The sequence below is a fragment of the Kaistia sp. MMO-174 genome (genome assembly GCF_037147815.1).
Lineage (GTDB): Bacteria > Pseudomonadota > Alphaproteobacteria > Rhizobiales > Kaistiaceae > Kaistia > Kaistia nematophila.
Genome location: NZ_JBBCUO010000002.1, coordinates 1,014,383 through 1,028,329, shown reverse-complemented (window position 1 = coordinate 1,028,329; position 13,947 = coordinate 1,014,383). Strand labels below are relative to the sequence as shown.

Sequence of the window (13,947 nt, the reverse complement as noted above, 5' to 3'; positions counted from 1 at the left end):
ACCGTCTGATCCGGCGATTGACGATCGCCGCCCGGACGGTCAACCTCCGGATATGTCTCAGCCATCGGGCGGAGAACCCGGAGAGCGGCCCAGGCTCGGGCGCCTGCTCCGCGGTGATCTGCCTGTTCCCCCGATTACACCGTTGCAGCTTTCAGGAGCTCCGCCGTCATGGCGCTTCTCATTGAGATTGCCGAGTTCAGCATCGTCCTGTTCGGCCTCGTTCTGCTCTTCTTGCAATTGCTGGTGCATGAGGTCGGCTATCGCATCGGCCTGCGGCGGCGACAGTCGGCGCCCGGCGAGACAGTGGGCGTCGTCGTCGGCAGCATGCTGGGCCTGCTCGCCTTCGTGCTGGCGCTGACGCTTTCCTTCTCGACGACCCGCTTCAGCGAGCGCCGGCAGGGGACGATCGTCGAGGCGAACGCGATCGGCACCGCCTGGCTGCGCGCCAAGGCGATCGGCGCGCCGCGCGGCGAGGAGATCGCCAGGCTGCTCGAAGACTATACCGCGCTGCGCAAGGAGTTCGTGCTCGCCGAGGGCGGTCGCGGCGGCAGCGTCGAGGCGCTCAACACCCGCACCAACGCGCTGCAATCGCAGATCTGGGGCCAGCTTGCCGGTCTTGTTCGCGAGCAGCCGAACCCGATCAGCGCGTCGCTGATGGCGTCGCTCAACGAGGCGTTCGACGCCGCGACCAGCTCGCGCTTTGCTTTCGAGACGCGCCTGCCGCCGCAGATTTTCTGGCTGCTGATGGCCATGACCATGCTCAGCATGGGGTGCCTCGGCTATCAGCTCGGGCTCAAGGAGCGGCCGTCGCGCCTGCTGATCGCGCTGCTTTCGCTCATGTGGACCATCGTGATCGTCGAGATCCTCGACCTGTCGGCGGCCCGGCTCGGGACGTTCCGCACGGGTTCGATCGTCTATGACTGGACGGAAACCGGCTTCAAGGGCGGTGTCACGGTGCCGCCGCTGCCGGCGCCATAAAGGCTGGAGCGGGCCGTCCGGAGAGCGTGACGGCCTGACGCCTATTGTCCGGAGGCGGCGCGCGCCGGGTCATAGACATAGCCGTGTCGGCGGGCGATTGCCTTGCGCGCCTCGAGGAAGATGCGGCCGATCTCGAACAGGCGCTGCGTCGGCATCAGGAGGAGGCGCCGGCGATCCTTCGGGTCGGGCGTGCGCACCAGCGTGCCGGAGACCACCATGTCGTCGATGTGACGGGTGATGGTCACGTCGCTGGTGAAGGCCTCGAAATAGGTCGCGACCTGCTTCACGGTCAGGATCTCGCCCTGCAGCCATTTGTGGCCGATCAGGGTGAAGATCATGTCGGCCTCGAAGATGCTGCGCCAGGGATGCTTCAGGAAGCCCTGCTTGATCATCTGCCGGCGGAATTCGGCCCGGTATTCGAGCCAGGATACGTCCAACGCCAGCAGGGCGCGTTGCTCGAAGTCGAGCGCCACTTCCGCATGCTCTTCGATCCGCAGGACGTCATTGGGGATCCCGCTAGGCGTGATCCCGGTGGCGAGCTTGGTCATGCGTTGGATTTCCGGCTCTGGGAACGGCGGTATTGCGATTGGGGGGATGCCGTTTCGCACGTCTTGCGGCGGCTGGCTGTGAGCGTCGTCACACCTGTTGCCGACGGAATGGCGCGGCGGAGGCCGACGGGGCGGCCCGGAAAGAATAGGCGAAGAATTGTAGCTAATTGGGTCTTTGGTTCCGCGCAGACCTTCGCTAACGCTCGATGAGGCTGGCTCTTCCTGCTTCGCGATCTCGCGTCGGGCAGGGGCACCGGTCCCTATAGCCTGCGCGCCCGGCCTGACGGCGGGAGCGGGCAGCAAACACAAGCATGGATCTCTTCATCCTTCGGGAGCCCCGGCTCCCGTCGCCGGCGGAGCTTTGTCTGCGCCGGACAACGCGGAGCATGGAATTGCCGTTTGGAACCCTTGATCCCGCCCTCCCGGCGGCCGCGACCCGTGTCCGTCCTGCGCGCCGGCCTCCGGGCCCGTCGCCCAGGACGCCGGAACGATGTCGGCCTCGCGCCGGCATCGTCCGCCCTATCAGCCAATGAAATGGAATGACCATGAGCATCGATCTATCGAGCCGTTCCGGCTCCGAGAGCCTCGCCGCGGCGCCGCCGCGCTTTTGGACGAAGCTGGACCAGATCCTTCGCATGAGCTGGGTCGGCTATGTCGCCCGGGTCCTGCTGACTTTCATGTTCTGGTCGAGCGGCGTGGCAAAGCTGCTCGACATGGATGCGGGCGTCGCCGAAATGCGGCATTTCGGGCTGGAGCCGGCCATCCTGTTCTACTGGGCGACGGTCGTCGTCGTGCTCGGCGGCTCGCTGCTGGTCATCCTCGACCGCTGGACCTGGCTCGGCGCCGGGGCGCTCGCCGTCTTCACCCTGCTGACCATCCCGATCGCCCACGGCTTCTGGTCCATGGAGGAGCCTTTCCGGACCATCGAGTTCCACGTGGCGATGGAGCACGTCACCGTGGTGGGAGGCCTGCTGGTCGCGATCTATGGCTCCGCGATCCGGAAGAAGGGCGCCCAGTCATGAACATGAAAGAGCTTCTGATCGCCGGCCTGTGCCTGTTTACGGCCGGCTGCACCAGCGATGCGCGGATGGGGGCGGTGCGGGCCGACCTGGCCAGCCGGCAGGCGGCCGCCGAGGTCGCGGCCAGTCGTCCCGGCGCCACGGCCGAGGACAAGGAACGCGCTCGCGGCTACGCCTCCGCCCAATCCTGCATCGATCAGATCCAGGCGCATGGCAAGGCGGCGCAGGCGAAGCACATGGCGGCGACGGGCGCGATGGCCGCGGTCAGCTTTGCCGGGCCGGGCGGCGCGATGGCGGCCCGCACGATGGCGCCGGTGGCCGCCGCGGCGACGCGGGACCAGCCGTTCAGCGTCGCCTGCTACTAGTCGAGGCTCGACATGACCGCATCCTCCCCCGTCGAGGCATCGATGAACCGATATCGAAACGGCCAGTCGCCCGGTGTCGCGCTGGCGTTGCTGGCCTGTCTCGCGACGGCCGCGTGCCAGAGCGCGCCGTCCAATTTCCAGGGCCCGAACTTCTCGAACGAGACGAGAGCCCTGGAGAAGCAGCTGAACGCCGAAGCCACGGCGTTCGGCGCCGCCCAGGGCGCGACCAGCCTCGCGGCGTCCGCCGACCCGACCGGCATTTCCAGCTTCGTCAAGGCGCCGGTGGCGCACGCGGCGCGAAACGCCATGGCGCGCAGCGCCGACGCGCGCATGGACGCCCAGCTGGCGCGCGACGAGCAGGAACTCTATCGCCGCTACGGCATGAAGCCGGACGGCACGTCGTCCGGCAGGAAGCCGGCGGACTAGGGGGGCCTCGCGGAAGTCTGGCCGGCTAGCGGCGCAGATTGGTCCGGGCCAGCTCGATCACCTCGTCGCCCCTGCCGTTGATGATCGCCTTCAGCAGGAACAGGCTGAAGCCCTTGGCCTGTTCGAGCTGGATCTTGGGCGGCATCGCCAGTTCCTGCTTGGCGGCGACGACGTCGAGCAGCACCGGCCCGTCATGGGCGAGCGCCGCCTTGACGCTGTCTTCGAGCGCCGCCGGGTCCTCGACGCGGATGCCGCGAATGCCGATCGCCTCGGCCATGGCGGCGAAGTTCGGATTGTCGAGATCGGTGCCGGTGTCGAGATAGCCCGCCGCCTTCATCTCCATGGCGACGAAGCCGAGCGACCCGTTGTTGAGCACGACCAGCTTCACCGGCAGCTTGAGCTGCTTCAGCGACAGCACGTCTCCCATCAGCATCGAGAAGCCGCCATCCCCGGAAAGCGAGATCACCTGCCGGCCCGGGAACGCGGCCTGCGCGCCGAGCGCCTGCGGCATCGCGTTGGCCATCGAGCCGTGGTTGAACGAGCCGACGAGGCGGCGTTTGCCGTTCATCGCCAGATAGCGCGCTGCCCATACCGTCGGCGTGCCGACATCGGCCGTGAAGATCGCGTCGTCATCGGCGAACTCGCTGAGCAGGCGGTTCAGATGCTGCGCGTGAATGCGCGGGTCGCCGGCCTTCGGCCGCGCCAGGTCGTCGAGCCCGGCGCGGGCCTCGGCATAATGGGTCCTGGCGCGTTCGAGGAAGGTGCGGTCGGTGCGCCTTGCAAGGCGCGGCAGGATCGCGGAAATCGTGGCGCGGACATCGCCGATGAGGCCGAGATCGACCGGCGCGCGGCGGCCGATCGCCTCGGCGCGCGTGTCGACCTGCACGACCTTCGCCTTGTCGGGATAGAAGTTGCGGTAGGGAAAGTCGGTGCCGAGCATGACCAGCGTGTCGCAGTTGAGCATCGCGTGGTAGCCGGACGAGAAGCCGATCAGGCCGGTCATGCCGACATCGAACGGATTGTCCCACTCGACATGTTCCTTGCCGCGCAGCGCATGGACGACCGGCGCGCCGAGCGCATCGGCGAGCGCCACGACCTCGTCATGGGCGCCGGCGCAGCCGCTGCCGCAGAGAAGCGTCACGGCGGCGGAGGAATCGAGCAGCGCGACCAGCCGGTCGATATCCTCCTCGGCCGGGCGGATGACGGGCGGCTTCACCGCGCTGAGGTCGATCCGCGCGCCGGCCGGCATCGGCTTCAGCGCGACATCGCCTGGAATCACGAGGACGGAGACGCCGCGTTTGCCGATCGCCGTGCGGATCGCGGTCTCGAGCACGCGGGGAAACTGCTCGGCGCTGGAGACGAGCTCGACATAGTGGCTGCACTCGCGGAAGAGCTCCTGCGGATGCGTCTCCTGGAAATAGCCGAGGCCAATCTCCGAGGAGGGGATGTGCGCCGCGATGGCGAGCACGGGCACGTGGTTGCGATGGCAGTCGTAGAGCCCGTTGATGAGATGGAGATTGCCGGGGCCGCAGCTGCCGGCGCAGACGGCGAGCTTCCCGGTGACGGCGGCCTCGCCGCCGGCGGCGAAGGCGGCGGTCTCCTCATGGCGCGTATGCATCCAGCGGATGCCGCCGAGACGGCGGAGGCTGTCGTTGAGGCCGTTCAGGCTGTCGCCGGTCACGCCCCAGATGCGCTCGACGCCGATCTCGGCGAGGGTCTCGGCGAGGAAGTCTGCGATCGTCTTCGTCGGCATGTCGCTATCCCTTCTTTCCTTCGTCCCTCCCGCAGCGAACACGGTGGCGCCGTCGAAAGCAACCGGCCGACGGCGCCGCCGCGATGGGCGTCAGCGATAGACGATGCCGCCGTCCGTCAGGATCGCCTGGCCGGTGATGTAGTCGGAATCGTCGCTGGCGAGGAAGGCGACCAGGGCGGCGACGTCGGCCGGCGTCTGGGCGCGGCCGAGCGCGATGCCCTCGACATATTTCTTGTAGGTCTCGCCTTTCGGCGTGCCGGTGATCTCGGAGAAGCGCTCGTCGATCTCCACCCACATGTCGGTGCCGACGATGCCCGGGCAGTAGGCGTTCACGGTAATGCCCTGGCTCGCATATTCCTTGGCCGCCGCCTGGGTCAGAGCGCGCACCGCGAATTTGGTGGCGGAGTAGACGCCCAGCATGGCGAAGCCGTCATGGCCGGCGATCGAAGAGGCGTTGATGATCTTGCCCTTCTGCTTGCGCGCCTGAAACGTCCTGGCGGCCGCCTGGATGCCCCAGAGCACGCCGTCGACATTGATGCGGAAGATGCGCTCGAGATCGGCTGGTTCCACCTCCGAGAGCGGCTTGACCTGGGCGATGCCGGCATTGTTGACGATCACGTCGAAGCCGCCGAGCGTCTTTTCGGCGTGGTCGACGGCAGCGAACACCTCGTCGCGCTTGCTGACATCCGCGATCGCGGTCGTCGCCTTGACGCCGAGCGCTTCGACCTCCTTGCGGACGGCCTCGAGCTTCTCGGCCTTGAGATCGACCAAAGCGAGGTTGGCCCCGTCCTTCGCCAGCCGCAAGGCGATGCCACGGCCGATGCCCTGGCTCGCACCGGTCACGAGGATGACCTTTCCTTTAACTGACATATCCTTGGTCCTTTCATGTTGCCGCATTCGACTTGCGGACGGGAGGAATGGGTCGCGGGGGCGGCCCTATCTCAGCAGGTAGGCGACGAGGGGCGCCGCCAGCAGGTTGAGGAGACCAACCAGCACCATGACGAGTCCGGCGACCGCGCCCTCGGTCTCGCCGATCTGGTGGGCGCGGGCGGTTCCCGCGCCATGGGCTCCCACCCCGAAGAGTGAGCCGCGCGCCAAGGCCGAGGCAAACGGGATCCGCGCCAGGATCATGTCGCCGATGACGGCGCCGGCAAGGCCGGTGACGACGACGAAGACGGCCGTCAAATCGGGGATGCCGCCGATGTCGCTGGAGACTTCCATGGCGAAGGGCGTGCTGATCGAGCGCGGCAGCAGGCTGAGACGCAGCGCTCCGTCGAGGCCGACCAGCGTCGCCAGCGCCCAGCTCGAAACCATGGCGGTCAGGCTGCCGGCGAGCATGCCGACGAGCAGGACGGGCCACTGCCGGCGGATCATCGCGCGCTGCTCGTAGATCGGCACGGCGAAGGCAACCGTCACCGGGCCGAGCAGCACGACGAGCCACCTCGTGCCGCGGATATAGTCGCTGTAGCTCGCGTGAAGCGAGAGCACGGCGATGGCGATGAGGACAGGCGCGACGGCCAGCGGCATCAGCCACCAGCGCGGCCAGCGTCTGTAGATCCGCTTGGCGAGCGCGTAGAAGCCGATCGTGACGGCCGACCACAAGAGCGCGTGGAAGAGGGGTTCAGCGAGGATCTGGTTCAGCGCGGGCATGGCCGAGCCTCCACCGATAGCAGCGATCAACGGCGAAGGCGGTCGCCAGCATCACGGCCGCCGTGCTGATCAGGATGACGAACAGGACCTTGAGCCCGACGAGGCCGAGAAATTCGCGATGGTCGAGCACGGCCAGCACAGCCGGGACGAAGAAGAGGAGCATGTCGGCTAGCAGCCAATCGGCGCCGCGCCGCATGCTGCGCGGGCTGAGACTTCCCGTCGCAAGCAGGACGAGCAGCAAGGCCAGACCCAGGATGGCGCCGGGAACGGGGAGGGCCAGCAGCCGGACCAGGGCTTCGCCCGCCAGCCAGAAGGCGATCACGAGCCCGGCCTGCAGCCATGCGCTGTGGCGGACGAACCGGGCGGCCTTCTGATGCGGACTCATGGGGGAAGCTCCTTCGTTCTCCAAGATATGTGGCGCTGCAGCATGATGAAAATGAATTGATCGACTAGCGTATATTCAGATACGGAATGGCGATGGAATTCCGTACGCTCCGCGCCTTCGTCGAGGTTGTGCGCCAGGGAGGCTTCTCCCAGGCCGCCAAGACCGTGTTCGCGACCCAGTCCACGGTCAGCAAGGCGGTGAAGCAGCTCGAGGAAGAGATCGGCGTGCCGCTGCTCGACCGCATCGGCCATCGGAGCGTCCTCACCGTTGCCGGCGAGGTCGTCTACCGGCGCGGCGTCCGCCTGCTCGCCGATCGCGACGACCTGCTGGCGGAGCTGGACGAAATCCGCGGCCTGAAGCGGGGCGCGCTGCGGCTCGGCCTGCCGCCGGTCGGCAGCAGCACGCTGTTCGCGCCCCTCTTCGCCCTCTATCGCCAGCGCTATCCCGGCATCGACGTGCGCCTGGTCGAGCATGGCAGCGCGCAGCTGGCGGAAAGCCTGCGAGCCGGAGAGATCGACTTCGCGGGCGCGCTGATCCCGACCTCAGAGGAGTTCGACTGGCAGGTGGTCCGGCGCGAGCCGCTGGTGGCGCTGGTGCCGGCGAGCCATCCCCTGGTCGGCCGGCGTTCCGTAACGCTTGCCGATCTCCGGGAGACGCCGTTCATCCTCTTCGAAAGCGGCTTCGCCTTGCACCGGGTCGTGCTCGATGCCTGCCAGCGCGCCGGATTCGAGCCCAATATCGTGGCGCAGAGCAGCCAGATCGATTTCATGATCGAGCTGGTTGGCGCGGGGCTCGGCGCGGCCTTTCTGCCGCGCATGATCGCGGCGCAGAGGCGCCAGTCCGCCGTCCGCCACCTCCTTCTCGACGAGCCGGGCACGGAATGGCACATGGCGATGACCTGGCGCCGCGGCGCCTTCCTGTCTGCCGCCGCGCAGGCCTGGCTCGATCTCGTGCGCGAGATCCATAACGGCGACTGAGGCGGCGAACAGGGCTGCCATCGACCCGCTTTCGCCATGTCGCAGTGCAGCGTAGCTTTCCTGTCGCCGGCGCGCCGATGCGAGACGATCCCTTCCGATCGCCGGGGGCGCCCGCCACGACGGGAGATCTCCACATGGACGAGCCGATCCAATCGACCCTGAACGATCCGGCCAAGGCGCGGCGAGACGTCGTGCTGCAGGAAATCCAGCCGGCCCTGCTCGGTCTGATGGACGGGTCCGTCTCGACGCTGGCGCCGATCTTCGCGACGGCGGGGCTGACGGGAAGGCCGCTCAGCGCGTTTTTCGTCGGGCTGGCCGCCTCGCTGGGCGCGGCCATCAGCATGGGACTCTCGGAAGCCCTTTCCGACGATGGCAGCGTGACGGGGCGCGGGGGGCCGGTGCGGCGCGGCACGATCACCGGCGTCTCGACCGGGATCGGCGGCATGCTGCACACCATCCCTTTCGTGATCCCCAACCTGCAGGTCGCGCTCAACGCCGCCTATGCGGTCGTCGCCTTCGAGCTGATCGCGATTGCTTTCATCCGCTACCACTTCATGGGCGGCAGGCTACTCAACACCATCGTCCAGGTGGTGATCGGCGGTGCCATCGTCTTCGCCATCGGCGTCTGGCTCGGCAAGATCGGCGCGGGTTGAGCGAGGCGGCAGGACGCCATCCTCGTCGATGGATCAGGCTTGCGTTGACATGCAGGTAAATGCCTGCATATTATGATCCGGCAATCGGGTGAGAACGATGGACGCAGACAAGGTCTTCAGAGCGCTGGGGGATCCGACCCGCAGGAAGCTGCTGGACCTTCTCTGCGAGAGGAACGGGCAGACGCTCGGCCAGCTCTGCGAGAATCTCGATATGGCCCGGCAGTCCGCCACGCAGCACCTGGAGATCCTGGAGGCGGCCAATCTGGTCGCAACGATCCGGCGCGGCCGCGAGAAGCTGCATTTCATCAACCCCGTTCCGCTCCAGGAAGTCTACGAGCGGTGGGTCCGGAAGTTCGAGCATCATCGCCTGAGCCTGCTTCATGACCTCAAGAAGGAACTGGAAGGAGAGTAAGATGACCGGTGACACGAAGAGCTTTGTCTATGTGACTTACATCGCCTCGACACCCGAGAAGGTCTTCGAGGCCATCACGCGGCCGGATGTCGCCCGCCGCTACTGGGCACATGAGAACGTCTCCGACTGGCGGCCGGGTTCCCGGTGGGAGCATGTCCGCAATAGCGCGGCGCGCGAGGTCGATATCGCCGGCAAGGTGATCGAGAGCGAGCCGCCGCGGCGGCTGGTGATCAGCTGGTTCGATCCCTCGGCGTCCGAGGATCCCGCCCAGCACAGTCGCGTCACCTTCGAAGTCGTGCCGTATGACGGCATGGTGCGGCTGACCGTGATGCATGACGACCTGCAGGCGGGCAGCCGCATGGAAGCGGGCATTACCCGGGGCTGGCCGATCGTGCTGTCGAGCCTGAAGTCCTTGCTCGAAAGGGGCGAGGGGCTCAATGTCTACGCCAAGCCGAGCGAGGACGCCGGCCGGGCCGCCTGAACCCTTGAGGCGAGGAGCGCGTCGCATGAAGGATCCTTATCGGGGCGGGTGCGCCTGCGGCGCGATCCGCTATGAGACAACGAGCGAGCCGATCGTCCAGCTCCACTGCCAGTGCCGCGACTGTCAGCGGCGAAGCGGCACCGGCCATTCCTCCTACCTGACTTTCGCGCAGCGCTCCGCGATGCGCATCACCGGCGAAGCGACGAGCTGGCGCGTCGCCGGTGAAAGCGGCAACGAGAAGATCCATGCCTTCTGTCCCGTCTGCGGCGCGCCCGTCTACCTGACCTTCGCCGCCATGCCGGAGCTGATCGCCGTTCATGCCGCGAGCCTGGACGACCCCGGCCGGTTCAATCCGGGCTTCGTCACCTATGGCATCCGTGCCCAGTCCTGGGACCGGATGGATCCGGGACTGCGGCGCTTCGACAGGATGCCGCCGGGCTGAGCGCTTCCTTCGCTTCGGCAGAGGCTTGCGCTATAAACCTCATCCAACGATGAGGTTTGCGATGCGCGATGGCGAAACCAGGGTGATGCTGGCGGTCGGCGAAGTGGCCCGGCGCAGCGGCATCGCGGTATCGACGGTGCATTTCTACGAGTCCAAGGGGCTGATCGCCGGCGAGCGGACGCAGGGAAACCAGCGGCGATATCACCGCTCGGTGCTGCGCCGGATCGCCATCATCCGCATCGCCCAGCGCGCCGGCATTCCGCTTGCTACCGTCAACGAGGCGCTGCGCGACCTGCCGCACGACCACACGCCGAATGCGCGCGACTGGCGGCATTTCACCGAGACGTGGAAGGACATGCTGGAGGAGCGGATCACCGGGCTGATCCAGCTGCGCGACCAGCTCACCAGCTGCATCGGCTGTGGATGCCTGTCGCTGGAGGATTGCCCGCTGCGCAATCCGGACGACGAGCTCGGCAAGCGCGGCGCCGGCCCGCGCCGCCTTCTTCCGGATGAAGAGCTGCTCTCTTGACCTCAACTTTGGTTGAGGTTCTATAAGCCGTGTCGGTCGGCGACGAATCGTCGCCAATGGAGTGCCGACATGAATTTTGATCTGGATGTGCCAGCGCCGAAGGCTGGCGAACTGATGGTGATCGCCCAGCCAAGCGCGCCCGCCGGCTGGGGCGAGCTGCTCTCCGGCAAGAATGCCGTCTACGCGCTGGCTCTCGCCGGCGGCGTGACGCTGCACGCCGTCAACATCTACATCGCCACCACGGTGATGCCGTCGGTGGTCGTCGATATCGGTGGCCTCGATTTCTATGCGTGGGCGACGACGCTGTTCGTCGTGGCCTCCATCCTCGGCGCGGCGCTGACCGCCAAGCTGCTGAAGGGCGCGGGCCCGCGCGGCGCCTATGTCGTGGCCTCGCTGCTGTTCGGCGGCGGCACGCTGCTCTGCTCGCTGGCACCCAGCATGCCGGTGATGCTGGTCGGGCGCGGCGTGCAGGGGCTGGGCGGCGGTTTCCTCTATGCGCTCGCCTATGGCCTGACGCGGCTGGTGCTGCCGGAGCGGCTCTGGGGCCGCGCCATCGGCCTGATCTCGGCGATGTTCGGCATCGCCACGCTGATCGGCCCGGCCGTGGGCGGCGTGTTCGCTCAATATGGCGCGTGGCGCGCCGCCTTCTGGTCGCTGATCCCCGTCACCGCCGTCTTCGCTCTCGTCGCCTATGCGACCCTGCCCAGGGCGAGCCGCGACCGGGATGCCGGCACGCCCGTGCCGCTGCTGCAGCTCGTCTTCCTCACTGGCGCGGTGCTGGCCGTCTCGGCGGGCAGCCTCTCTTCGTCGCTGTTCTGGAACCTCGCCGGCCTCGTCGCCGGCATCGGGATGACGGTGCTGATCGCCGCGGCCGAGGGCATGGGCGGCGCTCGCCTGCTGCCGCGCGGCGCCTTCAGCATCGCCACGCCGCTCGGCGCCCTCTACCTCACCATCGCGTTGCTGATGATCGGCATGCAGCCGGAGGTCTTCGTGCCCTACCTGCTGCGGCAGCTGCATGGGCAGTCGCCGATCTGGGCGGGCTATCTGGCGGCGCTGATGGCGCTCGGCTGGACGACGGCGTCGCTCCTGAGCTCGCGCTGGCAGGAGAGCCATGGCGACTGGTTGGTGGTCGGCGGTCCGGCGCTGGTGGTGACCGGCCTCGCCCTGTTCGCGCTGTTCATGCCCGTCCACAGCGCCGGCGAGATCGCCTATCTGCTGCCGATCTGCCTCGGCCTCGTGCTGGTCGGCTTCGGCATCGGGCTGGCCTGGCCGAACCTGGTGACGCGCGTCTATGGCAGCGTCGGCGAAAGCGAGCAGGGCCTGGCTGCCGGCGGCGTGACGACGGTGCAGCTCTTCTCCATCGCGCTCGGCACCGCCGGCGCCGGCATGGTCGCGAACTTCGCCGGCATCGCCGAGCCCGGCGGCGTGGAGGGCGCGTCGAACGCGGCGCGCTGGCTCGGCGGCGTCTTCGCGCTGGCGCCGGCGCTCTGCGTCGTCGTGGCGGTGCGGGCCGTCAGCCTGACGACCCGGCGGGTGCGCCGGACCGCCTGACCTCCGGCTGCCCGATCGGGAAGGGCCGGCGCTGCGAAAGCGGCGCCGGCCCCTGTCGTTTCCGGCCTTGCTGCACTGCAATGGTTGGGTCGTCCGCGCCGACTGGCTATAAGGCCGCCAACGATCCTTCCAGACGCTGCGGACCCATGATTCGTCTCGACAACATCAGCAAGCAGAACGGCCACCAGATCCTGTTCATCGACGCCTCGATGGGGCTGCAGAAGGGAGAGAAGGTGGGACTGGTCGGGCCGAACGGCGCCGGCAAGACGACGCTCTTCCGGATGATCACCGGCGAGGAGCTGCCGGACGACGGCCAGGTGTCGATCGATCCGGGCGTGACCATCGGCTATTTCAGCCAGGACGTCGGCGAGATGTCGGGCCGTAGCGCCGTGTCGGCCGTGATGGACGGCGCCGGCCCGGTCAGCGAGCTGGCGGCGGAGATGGCCGAGCTCGAGGCGGCCATGGCCGATCCCGACCGGATGGACGAGATGGACGATATCGTTGCCCGCTACGGCGACGTCCAGGGCCGCTTCGAGGAACTGGACGGCTACGCGCTCGAAGGGCGCGCGCGGGAAGTGCTTGCCGGCTTGAGCTTCAGCGAGGAGCGGATGGACGGCGACGTCGGCTCGCTGTCGGGCGGCTGGAAGATGCGCGTGGCGCTCGCCCGCATCCTGCTGATGCGCCCCGACGGCATGCTGCTCGACGAGCCGAGCAACCATCTCGATCTCGAAAGCCTGATCTGGCTGGAGGATTTCCTGAAGGGCTATGACGGCGTGCTGCTGATGACGTCGCACGACCGCGAGTTCATGAACCGCATCGTCGGCAAGGTCGTCGAGATCGACGGCGGCTCGCTCACCACCTATTCCGGCAACTATGATTTCTACGAGCAGCAGCGCGCGCTCGGCGAGAAGCAGCGCCAGGCGCAGTTCGAGCGCCAGCAGGCGATGCTCGCCAAGGAGATCAAGTTCATCGAGCGCTTCAAGGCGCGCGCCTCGCATGCCTCGCAGGTGCAGAGCCGGGTGAAGAAGCTCGAGAAGATCGACCGGGTCGAGCCGCCGCGCCGCCGTCAGTCGGTGCAGTTCGAGTTCCGCCAGGCGCCGCGCTCCGGCGACGACGTCGTCAGCCTGAAGAATGTCCACAAGGGCTTCGGCAGCCAGTCGATCTACGAGGCGCTGAATTTCCAGGTTCAGCGCAGGGAGCGCTGGTGCATCCTCGGTGTCAACGGCGCCGGAAAATCCACGCTGCTGAAGATGGTGGCGGGCACGGCCGACCCGGACCAGGGCAGCGTGACGCTCGGTGGCAGCGTGAAGATGGGCTATTTCGCCCAGCACTCGATGGAACTGCTCGACGGCGACGAGACGGTGTTCGAGTCGCTCGAGGGCTCGTTCCCACAGGCGGGACAGGGTTCGCTCCGGGCGCTCGCCGGCTGCTTCGGCTTCTCCGGCGACGACATCGACAAGCGCTGCCGGGTGCTGTCGGGCGGCGAGAAGGCGCGTCTCGTCATGGCCAAGATGCTGTTCGACCCGCCGAACTTCCTGGTTCTCGACGAACCGACCAACCATCTCGACATGGCGACCAAGGAGATGCTGATCCAGGCGCTTCAGGATTTCGAGGGCACGATGATCTTCGTCTCGCACGACCGCCATTTCCTGGCGGCGCTTTCCAATCGCGTGCTGGAACTGACGCCGGACGGCGTCCGCCAGTATGGCGGCGGCTATACCGAATATGTCGCGAGCACCGGCAGCGAAGCGCCCGGCCTGCATCCGGCCGGGTAGGGC

General features: G+C 67.5%; 17 protein-coding genes. 12 read left to right on the top strand and 5 right to left on the bottom strand.

Annotated features, from left to right (window positions below; translation table 11 throughout):
• Positions 1 to 168: 168 nt before the first annotated feature.
• Positions 169 to 978 (top strand): bestrophin-like domain, encoded by an 810-nt coding sequence (locus tag WFK98_RS10775; protein ID WP_266338008.1) that lies wholly within the window; start codon positions 169 to 171, stop codon positions 976 to 978.
• 41 nt (positions 979 to 1,019) lie between these two features.
• On the opposite strand, the gene WFK98_RS10770 is transcribed toward WFK98_RS10775, so the two are convergent.
• Positions 1,020 to 1,526 carry a MarR family transcriptional regulator gene (locus tag WFK98_RS10770; RefSeq protein WP_266338007.1) on the bottom strand — a complete coding sequence of 169 codons (507 nt, stop codon included), beginning with the start codon at positions 1,524 to 1,526 and terminating at the stop codon, positions 1,020 to 1,022.
• Between the two features lie 545 nt (positions 1,527 to 2,071).
• Between WFK98_RS10770 and WFK98_RS10765 the strand changes: the two genes are divergently transcribed.
• Genes WFK98_RS10765 through WFK98_RS10755 form a run of 3 tightly spaced genes read left to right on the top strand, consistent with a single transcriptional unit; the run spans position 2,072 to position 3,336 of the window.
• Positions 2,072 to 2,548, top strand: coding sequence for a DoxX family protein (locus tag WFK98_RS10765; protein WP_442907394.1), 477 nt, complete (start codon positions 2,072 to 2,074; stop codon positions 2,546 to 2,548).
• Positions 2,545 to 2,910, top strand: coding sequence for a hypothetical protein (locus tag WFK98_RS10760; protein WP_266338204.1), 366 nt, complete (start codon positions 2,545 to 2,547; stop codon positions 2,908 to 2,910). Before WFK98_RS10765 ends, WFK98_RS10760 begins: the two co-directional genes overlap by 4 nt.
• Before the next feature lie 12 nt (positions 2,911 to 2,922).
• Complete coding sequence (locus WFK98_RS10755; RefSeq protein ID WP_336800205.1) at positions 2,923 to 3,336, top strand: hypothetical protein; 414 nt, start codon at positions 2,923 to 2,925, stop codon at positions 3,334 to 3,336.
• 25 nt (positions 3,337 to 3,361) lie between these two features.
• Here the strand turns inward: WFK98_RS10755 and poxB are convergent, their stop codons facing one another.
• The 4 genes from poxB to WFK98_RS10735 all read right to left on the bottom strand — a co-directional run bounded on the left by poxB (position 3,362) and on the right by WFK98_RS10735 (position 7,124).
• A complete protein-coding gene (gene poxB, locus WFK98_RS10750) occupies positions 3,362 to 5,089 on the bottom strand; it encodes a ubiquinone-dependent pyruvate dehydrogenase (protein WP_336800204.1) in 1,728 nt (575 codons plus the stop codon).
• Positions 5,090 to 5,179: 90 nt separating this feature from the next.
• Positions 5,180 to 5,959: an acetoin reductase gene (locus WFK98_RS10745; protein ID WP_266338004.1), complete on the bottom strand. Its 780-nt coding sequence runs from the start codon at positions 5,957 to 5,959 to the stop codon at positions 5,180 to 5,182.
• 66 nt (positions 5,960 to 6,025) lie between these two features.
• A complete protein-coding gene (locus WFK98_RS10740) occupies positions 6,026 to 6,739 on the bottom strand; it encodes an LrgB family protein (RefSeq protein WP_336800203.1) in 714 nt (237 codons plus the stop codon).
• Positions 6,711 to 7,124 (bottom strand): CidA/LrgA family protein, encoded by a 414-nt coding sequence (locus WFK98_RS10735; protein ID WP_336800202.1) that lies wholly within the window; start codon positions 7,122 to 7,124, stop codon positions 6,711 to 6,713. The genes WFK98_RS10740 and WFK98_RS10735 overlap by 29 nt, the downstream gene beginning before the upstream one ends.
• Positions 7,125 to 7,216: 92 nt before the next feature.
• Between WFK98_RS10735 and WFK98_RS10730 the strand changes: the two genes are divergently transcribed.
• The 8 genes from WFK98_RS10730 to WFK98_RS10695 all read left to right on the top strand — a co-directional run bounded on the left by WFK98_RS10730 (position 7,217) and on the right by WFK98_RS10695 (position 13,944).
• Positions 7,217 to 8,101 carry a LysR family transcriptional regulator gene (locus tag WFK98_RS10730; protein WP_336800201.1) on the top strand — a complete coding sequence of 295 codons (885 nt, stop codon included), beginning with the start codon at positions 7,217 to 7,219 and terminating at the stop codon, positions 8,099 to 8,101.
• Between the two features lie 134 nt (positions 8,102 to 8,235).
• Positions 8,236 to 8,754 (top strand): hypothetical protein, encoded by a 519-nt coding sequence (locus WFK98_RS10725; RefSeq protein ID WP_336800200.1) that lies wholly within the window; start codon positions 8,236 to 8,238, stop codon positions 8,752 to 8,754.
• Positions 8,755 to 8,851: 97 nt separating this feature from the next.
• Complete coding sequence (locus WFK98_RS10720; protein WP_266337999.1) at positions 8,852 to 9,166, top strand: ArsR/SmtB family transcription factor; 315 nt, start codon at positions 8,852 to 8,854, stop codon at positions 9,164 to 9,166.
• A 1-nt stretch (position 9,167) separates the two neighbouring features.
• A complete protein-coding gene (locus WFK98_RS10715) occupies positions 9,168 to 9,647 on the top strand; it encodes an SRPBCC family protein (RefSeq protein ID WP_266337998.1) in 480 nt (159 codons plus the stop codon).
• A gap of 25 nt (positions 9,648 to 9,672) precedes the next feature.
• A complete protein-coding gene (locus WFK98_RS10710; RefSeq protein ID WP_336800199.1) occupies positions 9,673 to 10,089 on the top strand; it encodes a GFA family protein in 417 nt (138 codons plus the stop codon).
• Positions 10,090 to 10,150: 61 nt separating this feature from the next.
• Complete coding sequence (soxR, locus tag WFK98_RS10705; protein WP_266337996.1) at positions 10,151 to 10,618, top strand: redox-sensitive transcriptional activator SoxR; 468 nt, start codon at positions 10,151 to 10,153, stop codon at positions 10,616 to 10,618.
• A gap of 69 nt (positions 10,619 to 10,687) precedes the next feature.
• Positions 10,688 to 12,169, top strand: a complete 1,482-nt coding sequence (locus WFK98_RS10700; protein ID WP_336800198.1) for an MFS transporter — start codon at positions 10,688 to 10,690, stop codon at positions 12,167 to 12,169.
• Positions 12,170 to 12,315: 146 nt separating this feature from the next.
• A complete protein-coding gene (locus WFK98_RS10695; protein ID WP_336800197.1) occupies positions 12,316 to 13,944 on the top strand; it encodes an ABC-F family ATP-binding cassette domain-containing protein in 1,629 nt (542 codons plus the stop codon).
• Positions 13,945 to 13,947: the final 3 nt, after the last annotated feature.

What these genes read in the sequence shown, in the direction of transcription:
- WFK98_RS10775 (WP_266338008.1), top strand. Translation starts at nt 169, where the DNA reads ATGGCGCTTCTCATTGAGATTGCCGAGTTCAGCATCGTCCTGTTCGGC.
- WFK98_RS10770 (WP_266338007.1), bottom strand. Translation starts at nt 1,526, where the DNA reads ATGACCAAGCTCGCCACCGGGATCACGCCTAGCGGGATCCCCAATGAC.
- WFK98_RS10765 (WP_442907394.1), top strand. Translation starts at nt 2,072, where the DNA reads ATGAGCATCGATCTATCGAGCCGTTCCGGCTCCGAGAGCCTCGCCGCG.
- WFK98_RS10760 (WP_266338204.1), top strand. Translation starts at nt 2,545, where the DNA reads ATGAACATGAAAGAGCTTCTGATCGCCGGCCTGTGCCTGTTTACGGCC.
- WFK98_RS10755 (WP_336800205.1), top strand. Translation starts at nt 2,923, where the DNA reads ATGACCGCATCCTCCCCCGTCGAGGCATCGATGAACCGATATCGAAAC.
- poxB (WP_336800204.1), bottom strand. Translation starts at nt 5,089, where the DNA reads ATGCCGACGAAGACGATCGCAGACTTCCTCGCCGAGACCCTCGCCGAG.
- WFK98_RS10745 (WP_266338004.1), bottom strand. Translation starts at nt 5,959, where the DNA reads ATGTCAGTTAAAGGAAAGGTCATCCTCGTGACCGGTGCGAGCCAGGGC.
- WFK98_RS10740 (WP_336800203.1), bottom strand. Translation starts at nt 6,739, where the DNA reads ATGCCCGCGCTGAACCAGATCCTCGCTGAACCCCTCTTCCACGCGCTC.
- WFK98_RS10735 (WP_336800202.1), bottom strand. Translation starts at nt 7,124, where the DNA reads ATGAGTCCGCATCAGAAGGCCGCCCGGTTCGTCCGCCACAGCGCATGG.
- WFK98_RS10730 (WP_336800201.1), top strand. Translation starts at nt 7,217, where the DNA reads ATGGAATTCCGTACGCTCCGCGCCTTCGTCGAGGTTGTGCGCCAGGGA.
- WFK98_RS10725 (WP_336800200.1), top strand. Translation starts at nt 8,236, where the DNA reads ATGGACGAGCCGATCCAATCGACCCTGAACGATCCGGCCAAGGCGCGG.
- WFK98_RS10720 (WP_266337999.1), top strand. Translation starts at nt 8,852, where the DNA reads ATGGACGCAGACAAGGTCTTCAGAGCGCTGGGGGATCCGACCCGCAGG.
- WFK98_RS10715 (WP_266337998.1), top strand. Translation starts at nt 9,168, where the DNA reads ATGACCGGTGACACGAAGAGCTTTGTCTATGTGACTTACATCGCCTCG.
- WFK98_RS10710 (WP_336800199.1), top strand. Translation starts at nt 9,673, where the DNA reads ATGAAGGATCCTTATCGGGGCGGGTGCGCCTGCGGCGCGATCCGCTAT.
- soxR (WP_266337996.1), top strand. Translation starts at nt 10,151, where the DNA reads ATGCGCGATGGCGAAACCAGGGTGATGCTGGCGGTCGGCGAAGTGGCC.
- WFK98_RS10700 (WP_336800198.1), top strand. Translation starts at nt 10,688, where the DNA reads ATGAATTTTGATCTGGATGTGCCAGCGCCGAAGGCTGGCGAACTGATG.
- WFK98_RS10695 (WP_336800197.1), top strand. Translation starts at nt 12,316, where the DNA reads ATGATTCGTCTCGACAACATCAGCAAGCAGAACGGCCACCAGATCCTG.